The 23,998-nt window shown below is 70.7% G+C and carries 23 protein-coding genes; 14 read left to right on the forward strand and 9 right to left on the reverse strand.

The genetic code is table 11. The features are described 5' to 3' along the window. Nucleotides 1-31: 31 nt before the first annotated feature. Both AB0H86_RS13665 and AB0H86_RS13670 read right to left on the reverse strand, forming a co-directional pair. Entirely contained in the window at nt 32-247 is a 216-nt protein-coding gene (locus AB0H86_RS13665; protein WP_362436805.1) for a hypothetical protein, read from the reverse strand. Further along, entirely contained in the window at nt 244-450 is a 207-nt protein-coding gene (locus tag AB0H86_RS13670) for a hypothetical protein (RefSeq protein ID WP_362436807.1), read from the reverse strand. Before AB0H86_RS13670 ends, AB0H86_RS13665 begins: the two co-directional genes overlap by 4 nt. 124 nt (nt 451-574) lie before the next feature. Between AB0H86_RS13670 and AB0H86_RS13675 the strand changes: the two genes are divergently transcribed. The 5 genes from AB0H86_RS13675 to AB0H86_RS13695 all read left to right on the forward strand — a co-directional run bounded on the left by AB0H86_RS13675 (nt 575) and on the right by AB0H86_RS13695 (nt 5,432). After that, a complete protein-coding gene (locus AB0H86_RS13675; RefSeq protein ID WP_362436809.1) occupies nt 575-1,405 on the forward strand; it encodes a helix-turn-helix transcriptional regulator in 831 nt (276 codons plus the stop codon). Continuing rightward, complete coding sequence (locus AB0H86_RS13680) at nt 1,387-1,662, forward strand: DUF397 domain-containing protein (protein ID WP_362436811.1); 276 nt, start codon at nt 1,387-1,389, stop codon at nt 1,660-1,662. Before AB0H86_RS13675 ends, AB0H86_RS13680 begins: the two co-directional genes overlap by 19 nt. 59 nt (nt 1,663-1,721) lie before the next feature. Continuing rightward, nucleotides 1,722-2,417, forward strand: a complete 696-nt coding sequence (locus tag AB0H86_RS13685; RefSeq protein ID WP_362436813.1) for a TetR/AcrR family transcriptional regulator C-terminal domain-containing protein — start codon at nt 1,722-1,724, stop codon at nt 2,415-2,417. Nucleotides 2,418-2,617: 200 nt separating this feature from the next. Further along, nucleotides 2,618-3,757: an NAD(P)/FAD-dependent oxidoreductase gene (locus AB0H86_RS13690; protein WP_362436815.1), complete on the forward strand. Its 1,140-nt coding sequence runs from the start codon at nt 2,618-2,620 to the stop codon at nt 3,755-3,757. Nucleotides 3,758-3,953: 196 nt separating this feature from the next. Next, nucleotides 3,954-5,432: an alpha/beta hydrolase gene (locus tag AB0H86_RS13695; protein ID WP_362436817.1), complete on the forward strand. Its 1,479-nt coding sequence runs from the start codon at nt 3,954-3,956 to the stop codon at nt 5,430-5,432. Here AB0H86_RS13695 and AB0H86_RS13700 read toward each other — a convergent pair. Next, the gene (locus AB0H86_RS13700) at nt 5,429-6,556 is read right to left on the reverse strand and encodes an abortive phage infection protein (RefSeq protein WP_362436819.1); all 1,128 of its coding nucleotides are present in this window, start codon (nt 6,554-6,556) and stop codon (nt 5,429-5,431) included. The two genes, AB0H86_RS13695 and AB0H86_RS13700, sit on opposite strands and share 4 nt — an antisense overlap. Before the next feature lie 364 nt (nt 6,557-6,920). On the opposite strand from AB0H86_RS13700, the gene AB0H86_RS13705 reads away from it, so the two are divergent. From AB0H86_RS13705 to AB0H86_RS13730, 6 genes are all read left to right on the forward strand, one after another. Beyond that, nucleotides 6,921-7,652, forward strand: a complete 732-nt coding sequence (locus AB0H86_RS13705; RefSeq protein WP_362436821.1) for a GntR family transcriptional regulator — start codon at nt 6,921-6,923, stop codon at nt 7,650-7,652. 140 nt (nt 7,653-7,792) lie between these two features. Beyond that, a complete protein-coding gene (locus tag AB0H86_RS13710) occupies nt 7,793-8,872 on the forward strand; it encodes an ABC transporter substrate-binding protein (protein WP_362436823.1) in 1,080 nt (359 codons plus the stop codon). After that, nucleotides 8,869-10,059, forward strand: coding sequence for an ABC transporter ATP-binding protein (locus AB0H86_RS13715; protein WP_362436825.1), 1,191 nt, complete (start codon nt 8,869-8,871; stop codon nt 10,057-10,059). Before AB0H86_RS13710 ends, AB0H86_RS13715 begins: the two co-directional genes overlap by 4 nt. Then, a complete protein-coding gene (locus AB0H86_RS13720) occupies nt 10,020-10,943 on the forward strand; it encodes an ABC transporter permease (RefSeq protein WP_362436827.1) in 924 nt (307 codons plus the stop codon). Before AB0H86_RS13715 ends, AB0H86_RS13720 begins: the two co-directional genes overlap by 40 nt. Further along, nucleotides 10,940-11,824 (forward strand): ABC transporter permease, encoded by an 885-nt coding sequence (locus tag AB0H86_RS13725; RefSeq protein ID WP_362436829.1) that lies wholly within the window; start codon nt 10,940-10,942, stop codon nt 11,822-11,824. Before AB0H86_RS13720 ends, AB0H86_RS13725 begins: the two co-directional genes overlap by 4 nt. A 132-nt stretch (nt 11,825-11,956) precedes the next feature. After that, nucleotides 11,957-13,114, forward strand: a complete 1,158-nt coding sequence (locus tag AB0H86_RS13730; protein ID WP_362436830.1) for an FAD-binding oxidoreductase — start codon at nt 11,957-11,959, stop codon at nt 13,112-13,114. Between the two features lie 388 nt (nt 13,115-13,502). Here AB0H86_RS13730 and AB0H86_RS13735 read toward each other — a convergent pair whose 3' ends face one another. Beyond that, nucleotides 13,503-13,904, reverse strand: coding sequence for a protein phosphatase (locus AB0H86_RS13735; protein WP_362437342.1), 402 nt, complete (start codon nt 13,902-13,904; stop codon nt 13,503-13,505). A gap of 150 nt (nt 13,905-14,054) precedes the next feature. On the opposite strand from AB0H86_RS13735, the gene AB0H86_RS13740 reads away from it, so the two are divergent. Together AB0H86_RS13740 and AB0H86_RS13745 are read left to right on the forward strand one after the other, a co-directional pair. Next, entirely contained in the window at nt 14,055-14,615 is a 561-nt protein-coding gene (locus AB0H86_RS13740) for a SigE family RNA polymerase sigma factor (protein WP_362436832.1), read from the forward strand. A 74-nt stretch (nt 14,616-14,689) separates the two neighbouring features. Then, nucleotides 14,690-15,622: a hypothetical protein gene (locus AB0H86_RS13745; RefSeq protein WP_362437344.1), complete on the forward strand. Its 933-nt coding sequence runs from the start codon at nt 14,690-14,692 to the stop codon at nt 15,620-15,622. An 88-nt stretch (nt 15,623-15,710) separates the two neighbouring features. Here the strand turns inward: AB0H86_RS13745 and AB0H86_RS13750 are convergent, their stop codons facing one another. The 5 genes from AB0H86_RS13750 to leuA all read right to left on the reverse strand — a co-directional run bounded on the left by AB0H86_RS13750 (nt 15,711) and on the right by leuA (nt 22,591). After that, nucleotides 15,711-16,376 (reverse strand): response regulator transcription factor, encoded by a 666-nt coding sequence (locus AB0H86_RS13750; protein ID WP_362436834.1) that lies wholly within the window; start codon nt 16,374-16,376, stop codon nt 15,711-15,713. Beyond that, entirely contained in the window at nt 16,373-17,584 is a 1,212-nt protein-coding gene (locus tag AB0H86_RS13755; protein ID WP_362437346.1) for a sensor histidine kinase, read from the reverse strand. Before AB0H86_RS13755 ends, AB0H86_RS13750 begins: the two co-directional genes overlap by 4 nt. 119 nt (nt 17,585-17,703) lie before the next feature. Beyond that, nucleotides 17,704-19,782: an MMPL family transporter gene (locus tag AB0H86_RS13760; protein ID WP_362436836.1), complete on the reverse strand. Its 2,079-nt coding sequence runs from the start codon at nt 19,780-19,782 to the stop codon at nt 17,704-17,706. A gap of 207 nt (nt 19,783-19,989) precedes the next feature. Further along, nucleotides 19,990-20,685 (reverse strand): TerB family tellurite resistance protein, encoded by a 696-nt coding sequence (locus AB0H86_RS13765; protein WP_362436838.1) that lies wholly within the window; start codon nt 20,683-20,685, stop codon nt 19,990-19,992. A gap of 184 nt (nt 20,686-20,869) precedes the next feature. Then, nucleotides 20,870-22,591, reverse strand: coding sequence for a 2-isopropylmalate synthase (leuA, locus tag AB0H86_RS13770; RefSeq protein ID WP_362436840.1), 1,722 nt, complete (start codon nt 22,589-22,591; stop codon nt 20,870-20,872). A gap of 332 nt (nt 22,592-22,923) precedes the next feature. Here leuA and AB0H86_RS13775 point away from each other — a divergent pair, with 332 nt between their 5' ends. Continuing rightward, nucleotides 22,924-23,994 carry a M4 family metallopeptidase gene (locus AB0H86_RS13775; protein ID WP_362436842.1) on the forward strand — a complete coding sequence of 357 codons (1,071 nt, stop codon included), beginning with the start codon at nt 22,924-22,926 and terminating at the stop codon, nt 23,992-23,994. Nucleotides 23,995-23,998: the final 4 nt, after the last annotated feature.

Genomic DNA, 23,998 nt, shown 5'->3' on the forward strand with positions numbered 1-23,998 from the left:
TACGCCGGCTGTCCCCCGTCGCCCCTGTGTTTCAAGGCACCTCACCGCGGCTGCGCGCGTTGGCGTACGCCGTCATTGTGCTCAGCCGCTCGGCCTGGGTGGCCTGCCGTACGGCGCCCGGGTCGGCGTCCCACTCCCGGCCCCCGCCGTACGGTCTCAGTTGCACATACGGCCCCTCGTGCCCCATGACGATCCCGACCCGCTCGTTCCGGGTGTCCACGACATACGCCCCCACAGGCGGCTTCACCGCAACACCGCGGCGAGTCGCCGTGCGGTCTCCACGGAACACCGCCCCAATTCCACGAGCGGACAGGGCGCCTCCCGCGCGAGACTCACCGGATCAAGCCCCAGCGACGGAAGAATAATTCCCGCCATGAGGAGTGCCTCGCGCAATTCTTTCACCGTTTCCTCCGCCGCCTCGACGCAGTACGCCGAGTGCTGTGACTCCACAGACCCCACCGTGCTCCCCTTCCTTTTCGAGTTTCACTCTTCTCATCTCCAGAGTGCCCTGCGGGACCTACACTCGGCAGGAGTCTGTGCACTACAAGTGCCGGTCAGCGGAAGGTGGTTGGCTGTGGCCAATGGTTCACGCCAAGCGGTGTGGGAGTTCTTCGGAACGGAGCTGAAGCGGCGACGGGAGGACGCGGGGATCACTCAAGTGGAGCTGGGCTTGAGGGTTTTCGTGTCCGGTGGGTACATCGGACAGTTCGAACAGGCCATTCGGAAACCGCAATTGGATGTCGCGCAACGGATTGACGAGGCCCTACAAACCGACGGTATTTTCGAGCGACTGTGCCGACAGCTCATCGATGATCCTCGGTATGCGGATTACTTCGCGAAGGCGGCCGAGCTGGAGGCCCTGGCAACGAAGATCTGCGAGTTCGCGCCGGCGCTGGTTCCGGGCCTGTTGCAGACGGCGGAGTACGCACGGGCGATCACACTCTCGATGAACCCGTTCGCGCCGGACGAGTACATCGAGGAGAAGGTGTCCGGGCGCGTGGAGCGGTCGAGGATCCTCAAGGACGCTACAAGGCCCGAGTATTGGGCGATCCTCCACGAGAACGTGCTGCGGATCCCGGTGGGTGGGTCGGCGGTGATGGCCGAGCAACTGGAGTACGTCGCCGCGCTGGCGCGCAAGCGGGCCGTGCTGGTGCAGGTGTTGCCGTACGCGGCGGGGGCGTACGCCATGACCGGGATGATCACGTTCATGGACTTCGAGGACGCGCCTCCAACGGCCTATACAGAAGCCGTGTATTCGGGGAACCTCCTGGACGATCCGGCCGTGGTGATGCGAGCGCAGTCGGCATACGATCAGCTCAGGGCCGCCGCGCTGTCGCCGGAGGCGTCCCTGACCCTGGTCGAATCGGCGGCGGAGGACCACAGACGATGCACCGGTACGACCTGACCAACGCCCGTTGGCGAAAGAGCACCTACAGCGGCGGCAGCGGCGGCGAGACATGCGTCGAGATCGCGTACGACTTCCCTGGCGCCGCCCGCTGGCGCAAGAGCACCTACAGCGACGGTAACGGCGGCAGCTGCGTCGAGGTCGCCGACGGAGTCCCCGGCGTCGTGCCTGTCCGGGACTCCAAACTCGCCTCGGACAGCCCCGTCCTCGTCTTCCCCGCGCCCGCCTGGACGGGCTTCCTCGGCCTTCTCCGGTAGCGGCGCTTCCTGGGCGCACCGGACCTCCACATAACGAACGCGTTCGTTACGATCGGTGGATGACTGCGAGAAGAGAGCCGATCAGCCGCAGGGAGCGTCCGGCCAAGCCCGCCCTTTCTCGGCGGTGGATCGTGGACACCGCTGTGCGGATCATGCGCGCCGAGGGACTGGAGAAGGTGACCATGCGCCGGCTGGCGCAGGAGCTGGACACCGGCCCAGCCTCGCTCTACGTCTACGTGGCCAACACCGCCGAACTGCACGCGGCCGTGCTGGACGCCCTGCTGGGCGAGGTCGATCTGGCCGCCGACAGCGCCGGGGACGGCTGGCGCGACCAGCTCCGAGCCGTACTGACGTCCTACACCCTCGTACTGTTCGAGCACCCGCAGCTCGCCCGGTCGGCGCTCGTGGCGCGCCCCAGCGGCGAGAACTACCTGCGGCTGGTGGAACGGATCGTGGATCTGCTCTCCCGCAGTGGCGCCGCCCGTGAGCAGGTCGCCTGGGGTGTCGACAAGCTGCTCCAGGACGCCACGGCCACGGCCGCCGAGCAGTCGACGCAGGAACACGACCCCACGGCGGGCGACGACTGGAACGCCACCACCCAGGCCCTGCACGCCGCCGACGAGACCACTCACCCGGCGATCAAGGCGCACATGCCCGCTCTGCTCAGCGGCACCCCCAGCGACCGTATGCGCTGGAGCTTCGACGTTCTCGTCAACGGCATCACACACACGCCCGTCCCCGGCACGGGCGACTGAGGCACCTCCCGCCGATCATCCGGCGGACCCGCGCCCCGCCCAGGCCCTTCATGCGCCGCTCGGGGTCGGCGGGTACGCCACTCTCCCTTCTGGGGCCCCACGCGCCGTTCACCGAACTTGTTCGCAACGAACATGTTCGTTACGGTGGAGGTGTCCGATCCGCCGCATGCGTACCCGCACATCCTTTTCTGGAGGCCCTCATGACCACCCACTACCCCATCGCAGTCATCGGCGGAGGCCTTGGCGGGCTGACCGCCGCCCGCGTCCTGCATGTCAACGGGATCGAGGCGACGATCTTCGAACTGGAGGCGTCCGCGCAGGCCCGCACACAGGGCGGCATGCTCGATATCCACGAGGAGAACGGGCAGCAGGCCCTGCACGCCGCCGGCCTCCACGACGACTTCCGCAAGATCATCCGCGAGGGTGGCCAGGCCACGCGCCTGGTCGGCCCCGACGGCACCGTCCACGTCTCCGCCGAGGACGATGGCGACGGGGGCCGCCCCGAGGTGGACCGCGGCGAGCTGCGTGACCTGCTGCTGAACTCCCTGCCGGACGGCACGATCCGTTGGGACAGCAGGGTGACCGGCGCCCGGGCACTGGGCGACGGACGCCACGAGGTGACCTTCGCCGACGGTTCGACCATCACCGCCGACCTGCTGATCGGCGCGGATGGCGCCTGGTCCCGTGTCCGGCCGCTCCTCTCGGACGCGAAGCCCGCCTACACCGGCATCTCCTTCGTCGAGACCGACCTGGTGGACGCCGACACCCGCCACCCTCGCAGCGCCGCCGTCATCGGCGACGGATTCTTCATCGGCCTTGGGCACGAGCGTGGTTTCCTCGCCCACCGGGAGACCGACGACAGCCTCCACGTCTACGCCGCGCTCAAGACCGACGAAGGGTGGCTCGACACCGTCGACTTCACCGACCACGCCGCCGCCAAGGCCGCCGTCCTCGCCCACTTCGAAGGCTGGCACCAGGACCTGCGCGCCCTGGTCGCCGACGCGGACACGATCATCCCCCGCCGCATCCACGCCCTGCCCGTCGGACACCGCTGGGAGCGGACCCCGGGCGTGACGCTGCTCGGTGACGCCGCCCACCTGATGTCCCCGTTCGCCGGGGAGGGCGCCAACCTGGCCATGCTCGACGGAGCCGAACTCGCTCTGGCGATCGCCGCCCACCCCGGCGACACCGAGGCCGCCCTGACCGCGTACGAGGAGGCCCTCTTCCCGCGCGGCGAGGCGTCCGCCGACGAGTCCGCCACCAGTCTGGAGACCATGTTCGGCGAGCGGGGCCTGGAGCAGACGGTCGAGTTCTTCACCACCGGACCGGCCGCCGAGTGACGGCCGGGGGACAGCACGGACACCACCGCGTCAGAGAGTCTCCCTACGGCAAGGCGCCATCGCTCGATTCGACGATGACGCCACACCTGTTGTGCCGGAATCCCTGACCTGTGGGCGCGCCCTGGGGCAAACCCCCGTAACGACAGGGCAGTTGGCCGGATGGGGCGGGCGGCGGTTCTCCGCGAGGCTCGTCCGCATGACGCAGATCAAGAGAAACGCGGCCCTGGTCGCCACCTCCGCCGTCCTCCTCGGTCTCACCGCCCCGTTGACCACGTCCGCCTCCGCCGCCGCCCCCTCCCTCCAGTGGACGAAGTGCGCGGGCACCGGACTCGACCCCCGCCAGCAGTGCGCGACCCTCGAAGTCCCGATGGACTACGCGCATCCCGACGGCCCGAAGATCGACCTGGCCGTCTCCCGCATCCCCAGCGAGAAGCCGTCCGCCCGCCGGGGCGCCCTGCTGCTCATCGCCGGCGGACCGGGTGGCACCAGCCTCGACGACCCCTCGGGCAAAGGGCAGCAGCTCCCGCAGGACGTCCGGGACGCCTACGACCTGATCGGGTTCGCGCCGCGCGGCAACGCGCCGTCGACGCCCGTCAGTTGCGGGCTCGACCACGCCGACCTCGCCCTGACGGCGCTGCGGCCCTGGCCCGCCTCCGACGGATCCGTCACCCAGAACATGACCACCGCCCGGCGCATGTCGGAGGCCTGCGCACGCAATGGCGGCGAGTTGATGCGGCACATCAGCACGGTCGACAACGCCCGCGACATCGACCGCATCCGCGCCGCCCTCGGCGAGCGCAAACTGTCGGCGTGGGGTGTCTCGTACGGCACGTACATCGGCGCCGTCTACAACCAGCTGTTCCCGCACCGCACCGACCGCATCGTGCTGGACAGCAACGGCAATCCCGACCCCGTCCGGGCGGAGCGCGCCTGGCTCGAAGCGTTCGAGGTCGGCGTCGAGGACAACTTCCCCGAGTTCGCCAAGTGGGCTTCCGCGCCCGGCAATCCGTACCGCCTGGCCGACACGGCGGCCGAGGTGCGCCCGCTGTTCCTGCGGCTCGCCGCCCGGCTCGACCGCGAGCCGATCCCCTGGCCCGGCGCCAACCCGGAGGAGCTGAACGGCAACGTGCTGCGCCAGACCATGCTGAACAGCTTCTACGACCCCGACGACTACCCGGCCCTGGCCCAGCTGATCCTGGCCGCGCAGGGGGGCGCGGTGCCGCCCGCGCCGCAGTCCCCTCCGGATGAGGTGCTGCAGAACTTCACCGCGGTCGGCGCCGCCACCATCTGCAACGACAGCGCGTGGCCCAGGTCGGCCGACGTGTACGAGAAGGGCGTGGCGGAGAGCCGGGCCAAGTACCCGCTGACCGCCGGCATGCCCCGTAACGCGATGGTGTGCGCCGCCTGGCCGTGGCAGCCGCAACAGGGACCCGTGCGGATCACCGACCGCGGCCCGTCCAACGTCCTGCTCGTCCAGAACGAGCGCGACGTGGCGACCCCGCTGAGCGGCGCCAAGAAGCTCCGCGAGGCCCTCGGCCGCCGTGCCGTCATGGTCACCGTGAACTCGACCGGCCACGACGCCTACCTGGGCAACGGCAACGCGTGCGGCGACGAGACGGTCTCGCGGTTCCTGGCCACCGGCGAGCGGCCCGCGCGGGACACCTACTGTCGCTAGATGTGTGCGGCCCGGCGGCTGCCGTACCGGCGGGCCAGCGCGTGGAACGCTTCCTTCGGCTCCCAGTGCCAGTCCGAACTCGGGTCGTCCGGGCGGTCCTTGAGGGGCTTGGTGATGGTGTAGCTCGCCAGGTCGAGGTCGTGACGCGGGTCGTCCGGGCGGTGCGGGGCGTCCGCGGTCACGAACTCGAAGGCCATCGCCGCGTAGAGGCCCATCGACTCGAAGACGTCGAGCAGATCGGTCAGGTAGGCGGCCTGGACACGCTCACTGCGGACCGGGTCGCCCTTGATCTCCGGCGGGTTCTTGTCGTAGTCGACGATGTCCCAGCCCATACCGGCCGTCTGAGGCGCGCCGACGTACGCGCAGGTGCCGAACTCGGTGATCGCGAGGGGCTTGCCCCAGCGCAGGTACCGCTTCAACTCCCTTACGTAGTCGTCCCGTTCGCGGAAGTACGAGTAGTAGTCGATGCCGACCACGTCGAACAGGTTCCAGTCGACCCGGTCGTCCTGGGCGGCGGCGTAGCTCAGCCGGCCCCGGAAGACCGAGCGGCCCACCTTCGCCGCCTTCGCCGTGAAACGGTCCAGGCGGCGCTGCATCAGCTCCCAGTCGACGGTGCCGTTCCGCAGGTTCTCGATGCGCTCCATGACGTTCGCCCCGGGCACGATCCCGGGGACGAACAGCCAGAACTCGCAGCCCACGCTGAGCTCCACGCTCGCGCCCTGCCGCCGCAGCCGCTCCGCGAACCGCCCGCTCTCCGCGAGGTGTTCGAGGATGTCCCGCTCCGGAACGTCCCCGAGAGTCGGCTGGAGCCAGACATGCAGTCCGAGTTCGGCCGCCTCGGCGGCCGTGGCCGTGAGGCGCTCCACGCCGTCGCCGGTGACGTCGACGGTGTCGGCGTGCAGGTCGTCGCGGACGGCACGGAGGTCCGCGCGCATCCGGGCGGTGCTGAAGGCCGTGGCCGGCGTCTCCCCCTCCCCCACGGTGTAGACGACACCCCGGCGCCGCAGCCCGCGCCCGGCCCGCCCGGCCGCCTCCGCGCGCCCCGGGGGCAGCAGCGCCGCGCCCCCGAGCGCCGCGGCCCCCGTCAGGAACTGTGCCCGGTCGATCCCCTTGGTCTTCTCCATACCGCCACTGTCCCGGGCACGAAGGCGCCCGTCCGTCCCCCGATGGTCTACGTCACCACAACCAAGGAATGACAACGGGCGTCGCTCACTGCGGACTTCGTCGACGCGCCTGGAACCCGTACCGTCATGGGTGGGCCCGCGCCCCGCGGTTACTGCGGTGATGCACGGTGACCGGCCAGGGTGGCGGACCGCCGGGCACGCCGATGAGCGATGCCGTCACCCCCGGGCGCGGCGGCCCGCCGCCGGGCGCCGCGTATTGCGGAGACGTTTCCCCCGCCGCGCCCGGCCTGAGGGCGCGTTACAGCCCCGAGTCATATCTATCCAACGTATTGACATAGCAATTGGCTCGGATCAGTCTCTACACATGGCCGAACGTGACCTCCCGCTGTACGAGCAGATCCGCAGAGAGCTGGAGGGAAACATCCGGGACGGCCGGTGGCAGCCCGGAACCCGGGTGCCCACCGAAGCCGAACTCGGAGAACAGTTCCGTGTCTCGCGGATCACCGTGCAGCGCGCGCTGCGCGACCTCGCGGACGCCGGGCTGGTCGTCCGGTACCGCAGGCACGGCACGTTCGTCGCGCAGACCGCCGACGAGGAGAACCTGCTCCGCTCGGCGGGCGTGCTGACCAGCGGGCCCGAGGCCCACGGCGACCACCGGGTGATCGGCGCCAAGGTCCTGCCCGCGGGGAGCGCCGACCTGCGGCTGCCCGGCCTGGACGACAACGACGCCGTCGTGCAGCTCGAACGCCACAAGCTGAGCGCGGACGGCAGCCGGGTGACCAGCACAGAACTCGCCGTGCTGCCCTTCCGGTTCGCCCCTGATCTGCTGGAACAGGACCTGGTCACCATCACGAGCCACATGTACCTCCGCGACCGCGGAGTGCCGCTGCAACGCTCACGGCTCTACGTGGAGCCGTACGCCTTGGACGAGAAGCACGCCGAGCTCTTCGGCCTGAAACCGGGTACCGCGGTCTTCCGCTGGCTACGCGTCACCTGGGCGGAGAACGACAAGGTGGTCGAACACCTCGAAATGATCCTGCCGACCGACACATCCCGCTTCTACGTGGAGACCTCGCTTCCCGGCCCGCTCGGCTGATCCCGTCTGCCCCCCTCCCCCCGGCCCACCCCCCTCGCGCAACGCGTGAGGCCCTCAGGCCCCACATCGCTTTCCCCCCTCCCTCCCGCCTCCTCCGGTCGCGGGAACGGCACTTCCAACCCTCATTGCAGGAGGTAGCAATGCCTTCCCCCCGATCAACCCTGCCCGCCCTGTGTGCCGCGACCAGTGTCCTCGCGCTCACCTTCGCCGTCACCGGCTGCGGCTCTCCCAGTGCCGCCGCCGGCGGCGGCAAGGGGGGCGCCCTGGTGGTGGCCGGCTACGGCGGTTCGTTCGAGACTGCGTTCCGCGACTCGGTGCTGCCCACGTTCGAGAAGACCTGCGGCTGCAAAGTCACGTACATCCCCGGCTCTTCCACCGACACCGTCGCCAAGCTGAAGGCACAGCGCGCCAGCCCGCAGATCGACGTCGCGCTGGTCGACGACGGCCCCCAGGCGCAGGCACTGGAGGCCGGACTGCTCACGTCGATCGACACCGGTGTGGTGCCCGTGGACGACGTGGTGAAGATCGCCCGCATGGAGAACGACTCGGGGGTGGGGTTCGGGCTGACGGCCACGGGCATCGCCTACAACCCCGAGTGGTTCAAGGAGCACGGCGTCCCCAAGCCCACCACCTGGGAGGACCTGGCCAACCCCAAGCTGAAGGACAAGGTGGTCCTCCCGTCGATCACCAACACCTACGGGGTGGGTTTGCTGGTCGGCGCGTCCAGGGCGAACGGCGGCTCGGAAAAGGACATCGACCCTGGCCTCACGGCGGTGAAGAGAATCGCCAGGAACGCGGCCACGTTCGACACCACCGCCGACGTGTCGAACTACTTCCTCCAGGGCCAGGCCGCCGCCTCGGTGTGGGGGAAATCGCGGACCTCGACGCTGTCGGAAAAGGACTTCCCGATCGAGTTCGTCTACCCGAAGGACGGTGCGATCGGCCTGGTGACCACGGCGAACGTGGTCAAGAAGGCACCACATGAGGAGCTGGCCCAGAAGTTCGTCGCCCGTCTTCTGGAACCGTCCGTCCAGCAGGCGCTGGCCAAGGTGACCTACGACAGCCCGGTGGTCCAGGGCGTCAAGGAGGACCCCGCCCTGAAGAACACGATCGTCAGCGCCGACAAGGCGGACTCCCTGCTGAAGCTCGACTGGAAGACGGTCAACAAGAACCGTTCCGCCTGGACCGACAAGTGGAACAAGCAGGTGGAGAGCAAGTGACCGTGGAGACGGACCCCGTGGGCCCCGTGGGCAAGGAGAGCGTGCCGACCGGGCCGGACACCGCCGCGCGGGCAGGGAGCACACGCGGGCGGCTGGTCCTCAAGGGGATCCACAAGTCCCTCGGCGGCAAGGAGGTCGTGCGCGGCATCGACCTGGTGATGGAGCCCGGTGAGTTCCTCACCCTGCTCGGTCCGTCGGGGTGCGGCAAGAGCACCACGCTGAACATGGTGGCGGGCCATCTGCTGCCCGACTCCGGCGTGGTGGAGGTGGACGGCCACGACATCACCCGGCTCCCCGCGAACCGGCGGGCCATGGGCATGGTCTTCCAGTCCTACGCCCTGTTCCCGCACATGACGGTGACGGAGAACATCGCGTTCGGCCTGCGGATGCGCAAGGTCGGGGCCGCCCAGCGCAGGCGCAAGGCGGCCGAGGCCCTGGAACTGGTGGGGCTCGACGGCATGGGCGAGCGGTACCCGCGCCAGCTCTCCGGCGGCCAGCGTCAGCGCACGGCCCTGGCCAGGGCGCTGATCGTGGAACCCGACCTGCTGCTGCTCGACGAGCCGTTCTCCAACCTCGACGCCCAGCTCAGGGTGCGCCTGCGCGAGGAGGTCGCCGCTCTCCAGCGCCGAGTGGGCACCACCACGATTCTGGTCACCCACGACCAGGAGGAGGCGCTCGCGGTGTCGGACCGGATCGCGGTGATGGCCGAGGGGACGATCCACCAGCTGGACGACCCCGAGACCGTGTACCTGCGTCCGGCCACGGACTTCGTGGCGCAGTTCGTCGGCGAGGTCAACGTCCTCGATGGTCTCGCGGCGGGGGCTGCCGCCGACGGGCACCGCTGCCGGATCGGTGACGCGCACCTCGTCACGGCGACACCGGTCGGCGCCGCGCCGGGCGACGGCGAGGCAGTACGGCTCTACGTGCGGCCGGAGGCCGTGCGGGTGCTGGCCGTACCCGAGAAGGGCCGCTCGGACAGGGCACCCACCAACAGGACCGCGGAGCCGGGGCTCCCCGGGACCGTCGAGGCCACCCGCTTCCTCGGCACCCGCATCCGCTGTGTGGTGGCCACGGCAGCAGGACGCGTCGAGGCCACGATGCCGTTCGGTTCCGAAGTGCCCACGCTGGGCGAGGAGGTGATTTGCGCATGGCAACCACAGCACGCGTCACTCGCGGCCCGGCCCTGACGCCCGACGACTCCGCGCCGACGCCGGACGTGCCCAGGCCGGTCAAGGAGCGCGGCCCCTGGCGCACCGGCCTGCTGCTGGCCTCCCCGGCCATCGTCGTGCTCGCCCTGCTCTTCATCGCACCGCTGTTCATGCTGGTGTACAACAGCTTCCGCACCCAGGCGGGCGCCCCCACACTGCACAACTACACGCGGTTTCTCGGGGACGGCTTCTACCGTGGCGTGCTGTGGCACACCCTGTGGATCGGCGCACTGACCACCCTCGGCTGCCTCGTCGTGGGCTACCCGTTCGCCGTCTATCTGCGCGGGCGCTCCCCCAGGACGCGCAACTACCTCTCCCTCGTGCTGCTGTCGCCGCTGCTCATCTCCATGGTGACCAGGGCGTACGGGTGGCTGGTGCTGCTCGGGCCGAAGGGGCCGATCGCGGACGCGTTCCGCGCCGTGGGCCTGGACGCGCCGAAGATGCTGTACAACGACACCGCGGTCGTCGTCGGCATGGTGCACGTGATGCTCGCCTACATGGTGCTGCCGCTGATGGGCAGCCTGGACCGGGTCGACCCGGCTCTCACGCCCGCGGCCAAGGGCCTGGGGGCAAGCGGCTGGACATCCTTCTGGCGGATCACCGTCCCGCTGTCCTTGCCGGGGATGCTCGCCGGTTCGCTGATCGTGTTCAGCCTGACCGTTTCCAGCTTCGTCACCCCGGCGATTCTGGGCGGGCCCACGGTGAAGCTGATGCCGTACTTCGTCTATACCGAGGCCACGACCAATCTGGACTGGCCGTATGCGGCGGCGATCGGCTTCATCCTGATCGTGGTGACGACGATTCTGACGGCCGCGTACGCCCGGCTCCTGCGCGGGCGCGGAGGAAAGGAGGTGTTCGCGTGAGCACGGCAACCGCGGTGAGCAAGGCGGCGGGCGAGTCCACGAGCAAGCCAGTGGGCAAGTCGCCCACCACGGGCGTGGGCGGGCGCGCGAGGAGCCTGCTCGGAGCCGCGTTCGCAGCGCTCGTCGGCCTGTTCCTGCTGGCTCCCGTACTCGTGACCATCGCCTCGTCGCTCACCACGACCAGCTACGTCACCTTTCCGCCCAAGGGGCTGACCCTGCACTGGTACGGGGAGCTGCTGAACCGCCCCGAGTTCCTGGACTCGTTCCTGCTCAGCATCGGCGTGGCGGCGGGCGCGGCCGTGGTGTCCACGGCGCTCGGGCTCGCCGCGGGGCTGGCCATCCACCGCTACCCCTTCCCGGGGAAGTCGGTGCTGGACAGGCTGTTCTCCAGCGCGTTCGCCGTGCCGACGATCGTGCTCGGCATCGGGCTGCTCCAGTGGTACGCCCAGCTCGGCATGGCGTCCAGCCCTCTCACCCTGCTGCTGGCGCACCTGGTGCTGACCGTCCCGTACACCGTGCGCCTGGTCCTGGCCGGCCTCGCCGGGCTCGATCGGTCGGCGGAGCTGGCCGCCGCCGGTCTGGGCGCGAAGGCACCGCAGGTGTTCTGGCACGTGACACTGCCCGCCGTGCGCGGGCCGCTGATCGCGGGGGCGTTCTTCGCTCTGATCACGTCCTTCGACGACCTGACGGTCGCGCTGTTCGTGGTGACCACGGACATGCAGACCCTGCCGGTGCGGATCTTCAACTACCTCCAGTACAACTACGACCCGACCGTGACCGCCGTCGGCACCGTGATGGTCCTCTTCGCCGCGGTGGCCGTCGTCATCATCGAGCGCGTCGTCGGCATCGCCCATCTGTTCGGGGCCGACCCCGAGCACTGACCCCGAGCACTGTCCCCGTGCAGGTGCTCGCCATACAGGGCCTGCACACAACGTTCCCGCACGACGTCCCGCGTCAGGTTCTGTTCTGGTGTGCCCGGAGGCTCGTGCGCCGGAGACTGAAGGAGAATTCTCTTGCGAGTTGTCGTCATCGGAGCCGGAGTGGTGGGCGCGGCCGTGGCGGCCGAACTGGCCGCGCGTGGCGCCCACGTCACGGTGCTCGAAGCGGATCACCCCGGAGCGGGCACCACCGCGAACTCGTTCGCCTGGCTCAACAGCGCGAACAAGGAGCCGGAGCCGTACTTCGCGCTCAACCTCGCGGGTATGCGCGCACACTATGAGCTCGCCGGGGACGGCGCGCCGTGGTTCTTCCCTTCCGGGAACCTGGAGTGGGCAGTGACGGACCGGCACAAGGAAGTGCTGGCCGAACGGGTGGCACGGCTCAAGGCCAGGGACTACCCAGTGGAGTGGATCACCGCGGAACAGGCCGGGAAGCTGGAGCCGGACCTCGCGGCGGCACCGTCGCACGCCGTGTTCGCTTTCTTCCCCGAGGAGGCGTACACGCTGCCCGTGCTGCTGCTGTCCCGGCTGCTGGGCGGAGCCAGGGACCTGGGCGTGACGGTGGTCGGCGGCGCCGGAGTGACCGCGATCGAACACGGCCCGGCGGGAACGACCGTGATCTGCGCCGACGGCAGCCGCTACCCGGCGGACACGGTGGTGAGCTGCGCGGGCCGGTGGACGCAGGGAGTGGCCGAACTGGCCGGCGCGCACATCCCCATGGTGGACCCGGATCTCGCCGGTTCGGCGTCGGTCGGCTTCCTCGCCACCACCGCACCGGCGACCGCGCGCCTGTCCCGGGTCCTGACCGGCCCACGGCTCAATGTCCGCCCCGACGGGGGCGGTCGCCTGATGCTCCAGGCCCTGGACCTGGACGCGTCCGCGGACCCCGCCAAGCCGTACGCGCCCGACGGCGAGATCGCCACCGAACTCCTGGCCCGCCTGCCCGAGGTGCTGAACGCCGCCGAGGGCACCGTCATGGAGAAGGTCCGGGTCGGCCAGCGCGTCATGCCGGGCGACGGTGTCACGGTGGCGGGCTTCCCCGCCACCGACGTTCCGTTCTATGTGGTGGCGACCCACAGCGGCGTCACCTTGGCCCCGCTGCTCGGCCGCCTGGTCGCGGACGAGCTCTACGGCAACGAGTCCCCCCTGCTGAAGGACTTCCGCCCCGGCCGCTTCACCTCGGGCGAGGTTCTGCCCCCGCCGCCTCCGGCACGCCGCCCGGGCGAGCAGTGAGACGGGCACGCCGGTGCTCCGGGACAGCGGCTCCCCGCTCGACTCGTCCACACGCTTGTCGTTCACGCGGGTCCCGTTTACCGGTCAACTCGGCTATGTAGCCCTTGACTTCGGGTTCCAGGGCTGCGTCCGGCATCCGCCGGGCGCCCTCACGGACGATCTCGTCGATCAGGGAGCCGATCGGCCCACTCGATGACCATCAGAGGATCATTCGGGAAGGTACGCCCTTCGCGCGCCTTGCCGACACCGATCCACAGGTCATGAGCACTGCTCGCACCAATGAACACCGCTGGCCTTTCCGGCGTCCTGGCGACTGCCACGGTCTGACAGTCGCCAGGATCCGAGATGGCTACCTCGGCCATCCGGTCCGCTTCGTACCGCAGCGACGCTAGGCCCCCCGGAACCGCCGGACATACCGCGCCTGCCAAGGCGTCTCGACCGCGTGCCGGTCGTAGTGCTCGCGGACGTAGGCGACGGCCTGCTGTGGCGGTACGCCGTCCAGGACCGCGAGACACGCCAGCGCCGTCCCCGTACGCCCCCGGCCGCCGCCGCAGGCGAGTTCGACGCGCTCGTCGGCGGCCCGCTCCCACGCCTCGGTGAGTACCGCGCGGGCGGCCTCCCGGTCCGTCGGCAGCCGGAAGTCGGGCCAGCGGATCCAGCCGGACTCCCAGGCGACCTCGGGCGGCCGCTTGCCGAGGAGGTAGACGCCGTACGACGGTGTCGGCGCGCCCGGATCGAGCGGGCGCCGCAGGCCCCGGCCCCGCACCAGCCGCCCGGACGGCAACGGCATTACACCGACGGCCAGTTCGCCCCACGGCTCCCGGTCCACCCGGCTGTCCTCGCGCTCTTGTCTCGTCACGAGACCATTCGAACCCGGTGTCGGATCCCGGGCAACCGAATCCGCCGAGACGGTGGTCTGGAGGGCGAGGGAGGGTGCTTGATGCAGGCCGAACAAGAGGAACGGTTCCAGGAATTCGTCAGAGCGCGGTGGTCCCGTCTCGTACGGACCGCCTATCTGCTGACCGGCGACGCACACCACGCCGAGGACCTGACGCAGACCGCGCTGGCGAAGGTGTACCGCTCCTGGCGGCGCGTGTCGCGCAGTGACAATCCGGATGCCTACGTCCGGCGGGTGCTCGTCAACTGCAACAGTGACCGGTTCCGCAAGCGGCGGGTCACGGAGGCGCTGACGGCGGCTCCGCCGGAGGTGGCGGCGCGCGACGCGATCTCGTGGGCCGACGAGCGCAGCGCACTGCTCGGCGCGCTGGCCGGGCTGCCGCCCCAGCAGCGGGCGGTGATCGTCCTGCGGTACTGGGAGGACATGTCGGGGGCGGAGGTCGCCGAGGCCCTCGGCTGCTCCCCCGGCACGGTGAAGAGTCAGGCGTCCAAGGGACTGGCGAAGTTGCGTACGTATCCGGGGCTCGCGCAGGTCATGGACGGATCCGACCGCGCCCACACCGGCAAGGAAGGGACGCCGTCCCGGCAGGGGGGTACCAGGTGAACGACGAACAGCGGCGGGGGCAGGGCGGCGAGGGGGACGCCGGCGCGGACATCGGCGAGGACGCCGGCGCGGACATCGGCGGGGACGCCGGCGCGGACATCGGCGGGGACTTCGAGGAGCAGGTGCGTGAGCTGCTCGCCGAGGGCGCCTACACGATCCGGCCGTCGCCGGCCCCGTACCCGGAGATCCGCCGCCGGGGCGTGGTCGAACGGCGGCGCCGGGTGGCGGCGGCCGGGGCGGTGCTGGTGACGCTGGCCGCGATGCCCGTGGGCGCGTACGCGTTGGGCGTGCCGGGCGGGGATGCCCGGACGGCGGCCTCGAAGCCGTCGGCGAGTGCCACGCTCGCCACCACCCCGACGCCGACGCCCTCGCCGACTCCGACCGGGCCCGCGGGGCCCGCCACGCCCGGGCAGCTTCTCGACGGGATCACACTGGCGCAGGCCTCGGACGGGCTGGAGAAGTGTCTGGCCGACGACCGGAAGTACGCCTCCGGCCGTATGAACGACACGGACCTCGGCACGGCCGACAGTTACCGGATCATCCTGGCGATGAACAGCACCGGCGACTCCAACGCGCCCGGCGACGGCATCTTCGTCGTCGCCGTGAAGGAGAAGCCGAAGCAGACCCGGCTGATCTGCGACATCAAGCCCGGTGAGGACTCGGGGATCAACACCAGCGTCGGCGGTGACCGGCTGCCGAACTCACCGCCCGTGCTGGCCGACATCAACGGCGGCAAGCTGTACCAGCAGTCGTTCATGGACAAGGGCGCCTGGAAGCTGCCGTTCCGCTGGGGCGTGATCGGCACGGTCGAGCCGTCCGTGGCCAAGGTGACCGTCTCCTACGGCGGCGCCACCAGCGACGCCGCCCTCGACCACGGCTGGTTCGTCGCCTCCGGCACCCTGAACCAGCAGGTCACCGTCGCCCCCCGCATCAAGGGCTACGACGCCGACGGCACGCTGCTCTACGACTCCGACGACGACAAGTCGTACGAGAAGACCCTCCCGTAGGACCGATGCTCCGGGAGCGCCGCACAGGGGTCGGCGCCCCCGGAGCCGGTCAGGCGGCCGTCGACCGTCGACCACCAACCCTCGACCGTCACACGCCCCCCGGTGTCACCACCCCCGACTCGTACGCCACGACGACCAGTTGGGCCCGGTCCCGCGCCCCCAGCTTCCCCATGATCCGGCTGACGTGGGTCTTCGCGGTCAGCGGACTGAGCCCCAACGCCCCTGAGATCTCGGTGTTGTTGAGCCCGCGCGCGACCAGCGCGAGCACCTCCCGTTCCCGCTGCGACAGACACTCGGGTCCGTCCCCGGTCACCGGCGCGGACGGGCTGCGCAGGAACCGTGCGATCAGCCGGGCGGTGGGCCCGGGCGACAGCAGCGCGTCCCCGGCGGCCACCGTGCGGATCGCGTCGAGGAGTTCGGCAGGGCGGGTGTCCTTCACCAGGAACCCGGAAGCACCGGCGCGCAGCGCCTCGACGATGTTCTCGTCGGTGTCGTAGGTGGTGAGGACCAGCACCCTCACCCCGGCCAGGTCCTCGTTCGCGGCGATCAGCCGGGTCGCCTCGATGCCGTCGAGGTCGGGCATCCGCAGGTCCATCACCACGAGGTCGGCCCGCGTGCCGCCGGCCAGCCGCACGGCCTCCCGACCGGTGGCCGCCTGCCCGACCACCTCCATGTCCGGCGCCGACTCGACGAGCATCGCGAACGCCTCCCGTACGAGGGTCTGGTCGTCGGCGAGCAGTACCCGGACGGTCATCCGGTCCCCCATTCGGGCGTGGGCGAGGCCAGCGGCAGTACGGCGGTCACCTCGAAGCCGCCCCCGCCCCGTGGTCCGGCGTCGAGTGTGCCACCCACGCTGCGGGCCCGCTCGCGCATTCCGACCAGTCCGAAGCCGGGGACGGTGCCCGGCACGGGTCCGGTCCCGTCGTCGGTGACCGTCAGACGCAGGGCGCCCTGCGCCTCGTACAGCCCGACCGTTACGGCGGGTTCGGGACCGGCGTGCCGGACCGCGTTGGTCAGCGCCTCCTGCACGATCCGGTAGGCGGCGGCACCCACGGCGGGCGGGGCCTGCCGGACCCGGACCCCGTACTCGACGCGGGCGCCCGCGAGCCGCGCGGCCTCCACCAGGTCGGTCAGTCCGTCGAGACCGGGCAACGGGCCGCGGGACTCGCCGTGTTCGGACGCCCGCAGCACCTCCAGCGTCGTACGGAGTTCGCCGCGTGCGCTGCGGCAGGTCTCGGCGATGTCGTCGAGGGCCTTGGCGATAGTCTCCCGGTCGAGGCGCTCGGGGTCGGCGGCCAGGACGTGCGCGGCGACGGAGGTCTGCACACCGATGAGGGTGATGCTGTGCGCGAGCAGGTCGTGCAGGTCCCGGGCGATCCGCAGCCGCTCCTCCGCGACCCTGCGGCGGGCCTCCTCCTCGCGGGTGCGTTCGGCTTTCTCGGCGCGGTCCACGATGGAGGAGACGTACTGGCGGTAGTAGCGGACGTCGATGCCGCAGAGGAGGACGGCGATGATCCAGCCGGAGATGCGCAGGAGTTCGAGGGCCTGCTTGGTGTCGACGGTGAGCATCACGCTCATGGAGATGGCGAGGACGGTGGCGCCCGTCAGCACCGTGCGCAGGGGGCGGCCGGTGACGGCGACCGTGTAGAGCGCGACGAAGGCCGCCAGGGTGGGGCCGTTGTGGTTGTTGTCGAGGGCGTGGTAGGGCACGACCAGCGCCACCACCGCGGCGAGGACGAGCATCGGACGACGGCGACGCCACACGATCGGCACATGCGCGGCGAGCAGCAGCGTCCAGCCGAGGGCGTGTGGGCGGTGGCCCTGGTCGAGTGCGTCCGGTCGGCCACCGCCGTCGCTGAGCAGCACCAGGCACACGGCCGTCACGGCGAGGGCCACGGCCAGCAGCGCGTCGTTGCGGGTGCCGTGCGGGGCGGTGCGGGGGTCGCGGTTGATCGCCTCCATGATCCGCTCGCCCGGGCGGGGGCGGGCCGTCGTCCTCGTCGTCTCGCGCACCGGCTCATCCTGCGTCACAGGGGCGCCCCTCCGGGAGGGGAGGGGCGCCCCGCGGGTGTGTGAGCGGCTCACACCGGCTCCGGCTGGCGGTCCGGGCGTACCGGAGTCCGCGGTGCCCGCGACAGGCTCCCCGGCCACCACACCCGCCGACGCAGCGCCACACTCGCGCTGGTGACCAGGTAGGTGCGGACGAGGAACGTGTCGAGGAGCACGCCCACCGCGATGACGAAACCCAGCTCGACGAGTTGGACGAGCGGCATGCTGGTGAGCACCGCGAAGGTGGCGGCGAGGACGAGTCCGGCGGAGGCGATGACCCCGCCCGTCGTGCGCAGCGCGGTGAGCGCGGCGGCGACCGGTTCCGCGCCGTTCAGCGACTCCTCCCGCATCCGGTGCATCAGGAAGATGCCGTAGTCGACGCCCAGCGCCACCAGGAACACGAAGGACAGCAGCCCCAGCCCCGGGTCCGTGCCCTCGAAGCCGAACACCGGCTCGAACACGAGCCCGGCGATGCCGAGGGCCGCGCCCCACACCGCGACCACGGCGGCGACCAGCAGCAGCGGCGCGACGAGCGAGCGCAGCAGGGCGACGAGGATCAGCAGGACGGAGACGAGGACGAGCGGGACGACGATCAGCCGGTCCCGGGCGTTGGTGTCCTTCAGGTCGAGCTGTTCGGCGCTGGGCCCGCCGACGTAGGAGCCGTCGAGCCGGTCGCGCAGGGCCTCGATGGTGGCGGTCTCGCCCGCGGACTGGGGCGGGGAGCCGGCGGTGACGGAGATCTCCGTCCAGCCTCCTCCGCCGCGGCCGCGCTCCGCGCTGTCGACGCCCCGGGTGCCGCGGATCTCGGCGAGGGTGGCGTCGGCGCGGCCGGTGGGGGTGATGACGGTGAGGGGCTGGGTGCCGTGCCCGGGGTAGGCGGCGGCCAGGGTCTCCATCGCGGCGACCGCGTCGGGCCTGCTGGTGAAGGAGTCCTCCTGCTTGAGAGCGTCGGGCAGGTTCAGCGCGCCCAGGGCGAGCGCGCCGAGCAGCACGGCCCCGCTCGCGAGGACGGTCAGCGGCCGGCGTCCGGCGGAGCTGCCCATCGCGGCGAACAGCGACCGGCGAGCCTTGGGCGTACTGCCGTACCGCGGCACGAGCGGCCAGAACACCCGCCGCCCGAGCAGCACCAGGAGCGCGGGCAGCAGGGTCAGCATGGCGGCGAGCGCGCACAGCACACCCACCGTGCCCAGCGGCCCCATGCCCCGGCTGCTGTTGAGGTCGGCGGCGAGCAGGCACAGCAGCCCCGCGGCGACGGTCCCGGAGGAGGCGAGCACGGCGGGCCCGCAGCCGCGCAGGGCGGCGACCATGGCGTCGTAGGGCCGCTCCACGCGCCGTAGTTCCTCGCGGTAGCGGGAGACGAGCAGCAGCGCGTAGTCGGTGCCCGCGCCGAACACGAGGATCGTCATGATGCCGGAGCTCTGGCCGGACACGGAGGTCCCGAAGCCCTGGTTGAGCCCGTAGGCGACGCCCATCGACAGGTAGTCGGCGACACCCGCGACGGCGAGCGGCACGAGCCACAGGAAGGGGCTGCGGTAGATGAGGATCAGCAGCAGCGCGACGACTGCGGCCGTGGTGTAGAGCAGCGGCCCGCCGAGCGAGTTGTAGACCTCGGCCGCGTCGGTCGCTAGCGCCCCCTCCCCGCCGACGTCGACGCTCAGTCCGTCCCCGCCCCTGGCGATGTCCCGCACGTCGCCCACGAGCGCGTCGCGGGCGTCCTCGTCCGTCCCCGGCTCGGTGCTGGCGACCGGGTACATCACCGTGGTCCCGTCCTCGGACGGAACGCCCCGCGGTTCACCCGTGAGCCGGTGCGCCCCCGCGATCCGCTCCAGCTGCTCGGCCGCGGTCGCCCTGTCCTTCGCCGTCAGCCCACTGTCCCGGTGGTACACGAGCACCATCTCGGTGGCCTCCCCGCCGGGCAGCCGCTCCTGGATCTTCGCCACCTGCGTGGAGTCGGCACTGGCCGGCAGGTAGTCCACCGCCCGGTCCCGCTGGACGTCCGCCAGCTTCGCCGCGAACGGCGACGTGAGCGCCAGCACGACGACCCACAACCCGAGCGCAAGCCACGGCACGCTCCGCCGATGCTTCGCTGTCCAAGCCCCTACGGCCCCCATACGGCGGCCTCCCCTCGGTCGGTGTCCGGTTGGGTTCCAGACTTCCGGCGGGGCGGGGGCGAGTCGTCGGACGGGAGGGCGAGTTGCGGGGTACTGCGCGGGGTGACGGACGGCCGGGACTACTCCCTGGGGAGTAACGGCGGGCGCGATACGGGGGACTGCGACGGACCACGACAGACCATGACGATTACGACGGACTGCGACGGACTACGACGGCGTCCGGGCCGTGGCCAGCAGTCGGGTCACCTCGTCCGCGCAGATGGTCAGCGCGGAGCCCACGGTGGTGAGGGCGTCGCGTTCGGCGGGGGTGTACGGGCCGTCCGCGAGTGCGATGCGAGCGCCCTGGAGGAGGATCGATTCACGGCCGGCGGGAGCCAGGTGGGGCGCCAGCGGGTCGAGGGCCTCGTGGAGCTCTATGGCGAGGCCCGCTCCGCAGGGGCGGTCGTAGAACCGGCCGGTGTCGGCGGCGAGGGCCTCGACCAGGGCCTCCAGCTGGTCCTCGGTGCAGTCGTCGAAGCCGGCGGCGCGGACCGTGGCGGCGGCGGTCTCCAGGGCCGTACGGGAGCAGGTGCCGCCCGCGGCGAGTACCGCGAGGGCGACGGTGTGGACGGCGTCGCGGAGCATCGCGGAGAAGCGGGTGGTGGTCGGATGGTCGAGGACGTCGGTGCCGAAGTGATGGCGGCAGGCGGCGCACTCGACGACCGGCCCGGTCTCGCCGCGCGGGACGACGGGCATACCGAGGAGGGTGAAACGGCGGCGCCCGGTCAGCCGCTGGTAGTTGCGGTCACCGCCGCAGCCGGGGCAGAAGAATTCGCCGTCGCCGACGGTCGTCCACGCGGTACGGGTGCCCAGGAGGCGCGCAGGCCTGACGGCACGGCCGTTTCGTCCCCGTCCTGGCAGCACGTCGCACCTCCGTAACCACGCGGCAACATCGCAGCGCTTGCGTGATGTTAGCCACATCCATGAGGTGGAGTCAGTACCCCGGAGGAGACCTTTCCGTGACCTCCACAGGGAATGGCCGGTATACGACGGGGCCCCGCCCGCCTTACAGAAGGCGAACGGGGCCCTAAACCGCTGGTGAGGGTGATCAGCGCGCCGCGCGGTTGACGGCGGAGACGACCGCCTTCAGTGACGCACGTGTCGTGTTCCCATCGATGCCGATTCCCCAGATGACCTTGCCGTCGATCGCGCATTCGATGTAGGAGGCGGCCTGCGCGGAGGCGCCCTCGCTCATCGTGTGCTCCTGGTAGTCCAGCAGGCGGGCGTCGATACCGATGCCCTGCAGCGCGTGGAAGAACGCGGAGATCGGACCGTTGCCGGTGCCGACCAGCATGGTCTCGACGCCGTCCACCTCGGCCTCGACCGTGAGCGTGTCCACGCCGTCCTTGTCCGTCGTCGACTGCCCGTTCCTGACCTGGATACGACCCCACGGGTTCTCGGGGTTCGGCAGGTACTCGTCCTGGAAGGTGGCCCAGATGGCGCCGCCGGTGACCTCGCCGCCCTCGGCGTCCGTCTTCGCCTGGATGAGCCTGGAGAACTCGATCTGCATCCGGCGGGGCAGGTCCAGCTTGTGGTCGTTCTTCAGGACGTACGCGATACCGCCCTTGCCGGACTGCGAGTTGACCCGGATGACGGCCTCGTAGGAACGGCCGACGTCCTTCGGGTCGATCGGCAGGTACGGCACGGCCCACTCGATGTCGTCGACGGTGACGCCCTTCGCGGCCGCGTCGGCCTCCATGGCGTCGAAGCCCTTCTTGATGGCGTCCTGGTGGGAGCCGGAGAAGGACGTGTAGACCAGGTCGCCCACGTACGGGTGGCGCGGGTGGACCTCCATCTGGTTGCAGTACTCCCACGTACGACGGATCTCGTCGATGTCGGAGAAGTCGATCTGCGGGTCGACACCCTGGGAGAACAGGTTCATGCCCAGAGTGACCAGGTCGACGTTGCCGGTGCGCTCGCCCTGGCCGAACAGACAGCCCTCGACGCGGTCGGCGCCGGCCATCAGCGCCAGCTCGGCGGCGGCGACGGCGGTACCGCGGTCGTTGTGCGGGTGGATGGAGATGACGACGTGCTCGCGGCGGGACAGGTTGCGGCTCATCCACTCGAAGCGGTCCGCGTGCGTGGACGGGGTCGAACGCTCCACGGTGGCGGGCAGGTTGAGGATGATCTCGCGGCCCGGTCCGGGCTGCCAGACGTCCATGACCGCCTCGCAGACCTCCAGCGCGAAGTCCAGCTCGGTGTCGGTGAAGATCTCCGGGCTGTACTGGTAGCCGAACTCGGTCTCGGGGCCCAGCAGCTTCTCGGCGTACTCGACGACCAGCCGCGTGCCGTCGACGGCGATCTGCTTGATGTCGTCCTTCGAGCCGCGGAAGACGACCCGACGGAAGACGGGGGCCGTGGCGTTGTACAGGTGGACCGTGGCGCGCTTGGCGCCCTTCAGGGACTCCACCGTGCGCTCGATCAGGTCCTCGCGGGCCTGGGTCAGTACGGAGATGGTGACGTCGTCGGGGATGGCGCCGGGCTCCTCGACGATGGAGCGCACGAAGTCGAAGTCGGTCTGGCCGGAGGCCGGGAAGCCGACCTCGATCTCCTTGTAGCCCATCTTGACCAGCTGGTCGAACATCCGGCGCTTGCGCTCGGGCGACATCGGGTCGATCAGGGCCTGGTTGCCGTCACGCAGGTCGGTGGAGAGCCAGCGGGGGGCGACGGTGATCCGGTTGTCCGGCCAGGTGCGGTCCGGGATGTCGACCTGGTCGTACTGGCCGTACTTGTGGATCGGCATGGAGGTGGGCTGCTGGCGGTTCGCCATGATGCGGGGGCTCCTCGAAGGCGGGTCCTGAGGGACGGCCGACGGCGCAAGCCAAAACTCCGCGGGGAGGGGGCCGGCCTCGGTTACAGGCCCTCGCCGCGGCAGCTAAGGAGAAGCAGCCCGAAACGCATGATGCTGCGTAGCGTAGCCGAGCCGCCCCGGATGCGCGGGCCCGTATCAGTATGCGGGATCGCCCGCGCAAGAAGGGGCCAATGGGACAAAGAGTGCGCTATACCACTTCGCTACCCACCGTGAGGTCCGTTGTCGGCACATTTCACCAATCATGGTGGCGGGTAGTGACAGCGGTATAACTCAGTGCAAGGGTGCCCGGCATGACCACCAACGGGGGCTTCGAGCCCGTCTTCTGCACCATCGTGCCACCCCATGTCCTCGACAAGCTCGCCCGCAACGAGGACCCGGCCCTGTCCGGCCCCGCCCGGCGGACACTGGTCCGCGACGCCCAGGAGCGCGGCCGCCGCCGGGTGAGCGCCGAGTTCGGCCTGGCCACCGCTCCGAGGGCGAAGGCACCGACCGACCAGCCGCTGCGCACCCTCTACGACGCCGGGCACACGACCGACCTGCCGGGCACCGAAGTGCGCGCGGAGGGCTCGGAGCCCGGCCAGGACGCCACGGTCAACCGCGCCTACTCCGGCCTCGGCGCCACCTTCGACCTCTACCTCAAGGCCTACGGCCGCCACTCCATCGACGGCGACGGCCTGCCGCTGGACGCGACCGTCCACTACGACGAGAACTACGGCAACGCCTTCTGGAACGGCGAGCAGATGGTGTTCGGCGACGGTGACGGCGAGATCTTCCTCGACTTCACCATCCCGATCGACGTCATCGGCCACGAACTGACCCACGGCGTCACCCAGTACACGGCGAACCTCACCTACTACGGCCAGCCGGGCGCCCTCAACGAGTCGATGTCCGACGTCTTCGGCTCGCTCATCAAGCAGTACACCCTCGGCCAGACCGCCGCCGAGGCCGACTGGCTGATCGGCGCGGGCCTGCTCGCCCCGAGCGTCACCGGAAAGGCCCTGCGTTCCATGAAGGAGCCGGGCAGCGCGTACGACGACGACGTCCTCGGCAAGGACCCGCAGCCCGCGACCATGGACGACTACGTCCGCACCGGCCGCGACAACGGCGGCGTCCACATCAATTCCGGCATCCCCAACCACGCGTTCTACCTGGCCGCCACCGCGCTCGGCGGCTACGCCTGGGAGAAGGCGGGACAGATCTGGTACGACGCCCTGACCGGCGGCGAGCTCACGGAGCGGGCGTTCTTCGGCGACTTCGCCAAGCTGACCGTCCGGGCCGCGCGCGAGCGCTTCGGCGACGGCGGCGAGGAACTCCAGGCGGTGGAGAAGGCGTGGGAGCAGGTCGGGGTGCGCATTCTCTGACTCC

The sequence above is a fragment of the Streptomyces sp. NPDC050997 genome, assembly GCF_040660135.1.
Classification (GTDB): domain Bacteria; phylum Actinomycetota; class Actinomycetes; order Streptomycetales; family Streptomycetaceae; genus Streptomyces.

Coding starts and splice junctions, on each gene's coding strand:
- AB0H86_RS13680 (WP_362436811.1), top strand. CDS start 1,387: ATGCACCGGTACGACCTGACCAACGCCCGTTGGCGAAAGAGCACCTAC.
- AB0H86_RS13685 (WP_362436813.1), top strand. CDS start 1,722: ATGACTGCGAGAAGAGAGCCGATCAGCCGCAGGGAGCGTCCGGCCAAG.
- AB0H86_RS13690 (WP_362436815.1), top strand. CDS start 2,618: ATGACCACCCACTACCCCATCGCAGTCATCGGCGGAGGCCTTGGCGGG.
- AB0H86_RS13695 (WP_362436817.1), top strand. CDS start 3,954: ATGACGCAGATCAAGAGAAACGCGGCCCTGGTCGCCACCTCCGCCGTC.
- AB0H86_RS13700 (WP_362436819.1), bottom strand. CDS start 6,556: ATGGAGAAGACCAAGGGGATCGACCGGGCACAGTTCCTGACGGGGGCC.
- AB0H86_RS13705 (WP_362436821.1), top strand. CDS start 6,921: ATGGCCGAACGTGACCTCCCGCTGTACGAGCAGATCCGCAGAGAGCTG.
- AB0H86_RS13710 (WP_362436823.1), top strand. CDS start 7,793: ATGCCTTCCCCCCGATCAACCCTGCCCGCCCTGTGTGCCGCGACCAGT.
- AB0H86_RS13720 (WP_362436827.1), top strand. CDS start 10,020: ATGGCAACCACAGCACGCGTCACTCGCGGCCCGGCCCTGACGCCCGAC.
- AB0H86_RS13735 (WP_362437342.1), bottom strand. CDS start 13,904: ATGCCGTTGCCGTCCGGGCGGCTGGTGCGGGGCCGGGGCCTGCGGCGC.
- AB0H86_RS13740 (WP_362436832.1), top strand. CDS start 14,055: ATGCAGGCCGAACAAGAGGAACGGTTCCAGGAATTCGTCAGAGCGCGG.
- AB0H86_RS13750 (WP_362436834.1), bottom strand. CDS start 16,376: ATGACCGTCCGGGTACTGCTCGCCGACGACCAGACCCTCGTACGGGAG.
- AB0H86_RS13755 (WP_362437346.1), bottom strand. CDS start 17,584: ATGGAGGCGATCAACCGCGACCCCCGCACCGCCCCGCACGGCACCCGC.
- AB0H86_RS13760 (WP_362436836.1), bottom strand. CDS start 19,782: ATGGGGGCCGTAGGGGCTTGGACAGCGAAGCATCGGCGGAGCGTGCCG.
- leuA (WP_362436840.1), bottom strand. CDS start 22,591: ATGGCGAACCGCCAGCAGCCCACCTCCATGCCGATCCACAAGTACGGC.
- AB0H86_RS13775 (WP_362436842.1), top strand. CDS start 22,924: ATGACCACCAACGGGGGCTTCGAGCCCGTCTTCTGCACCATCGTGCCA.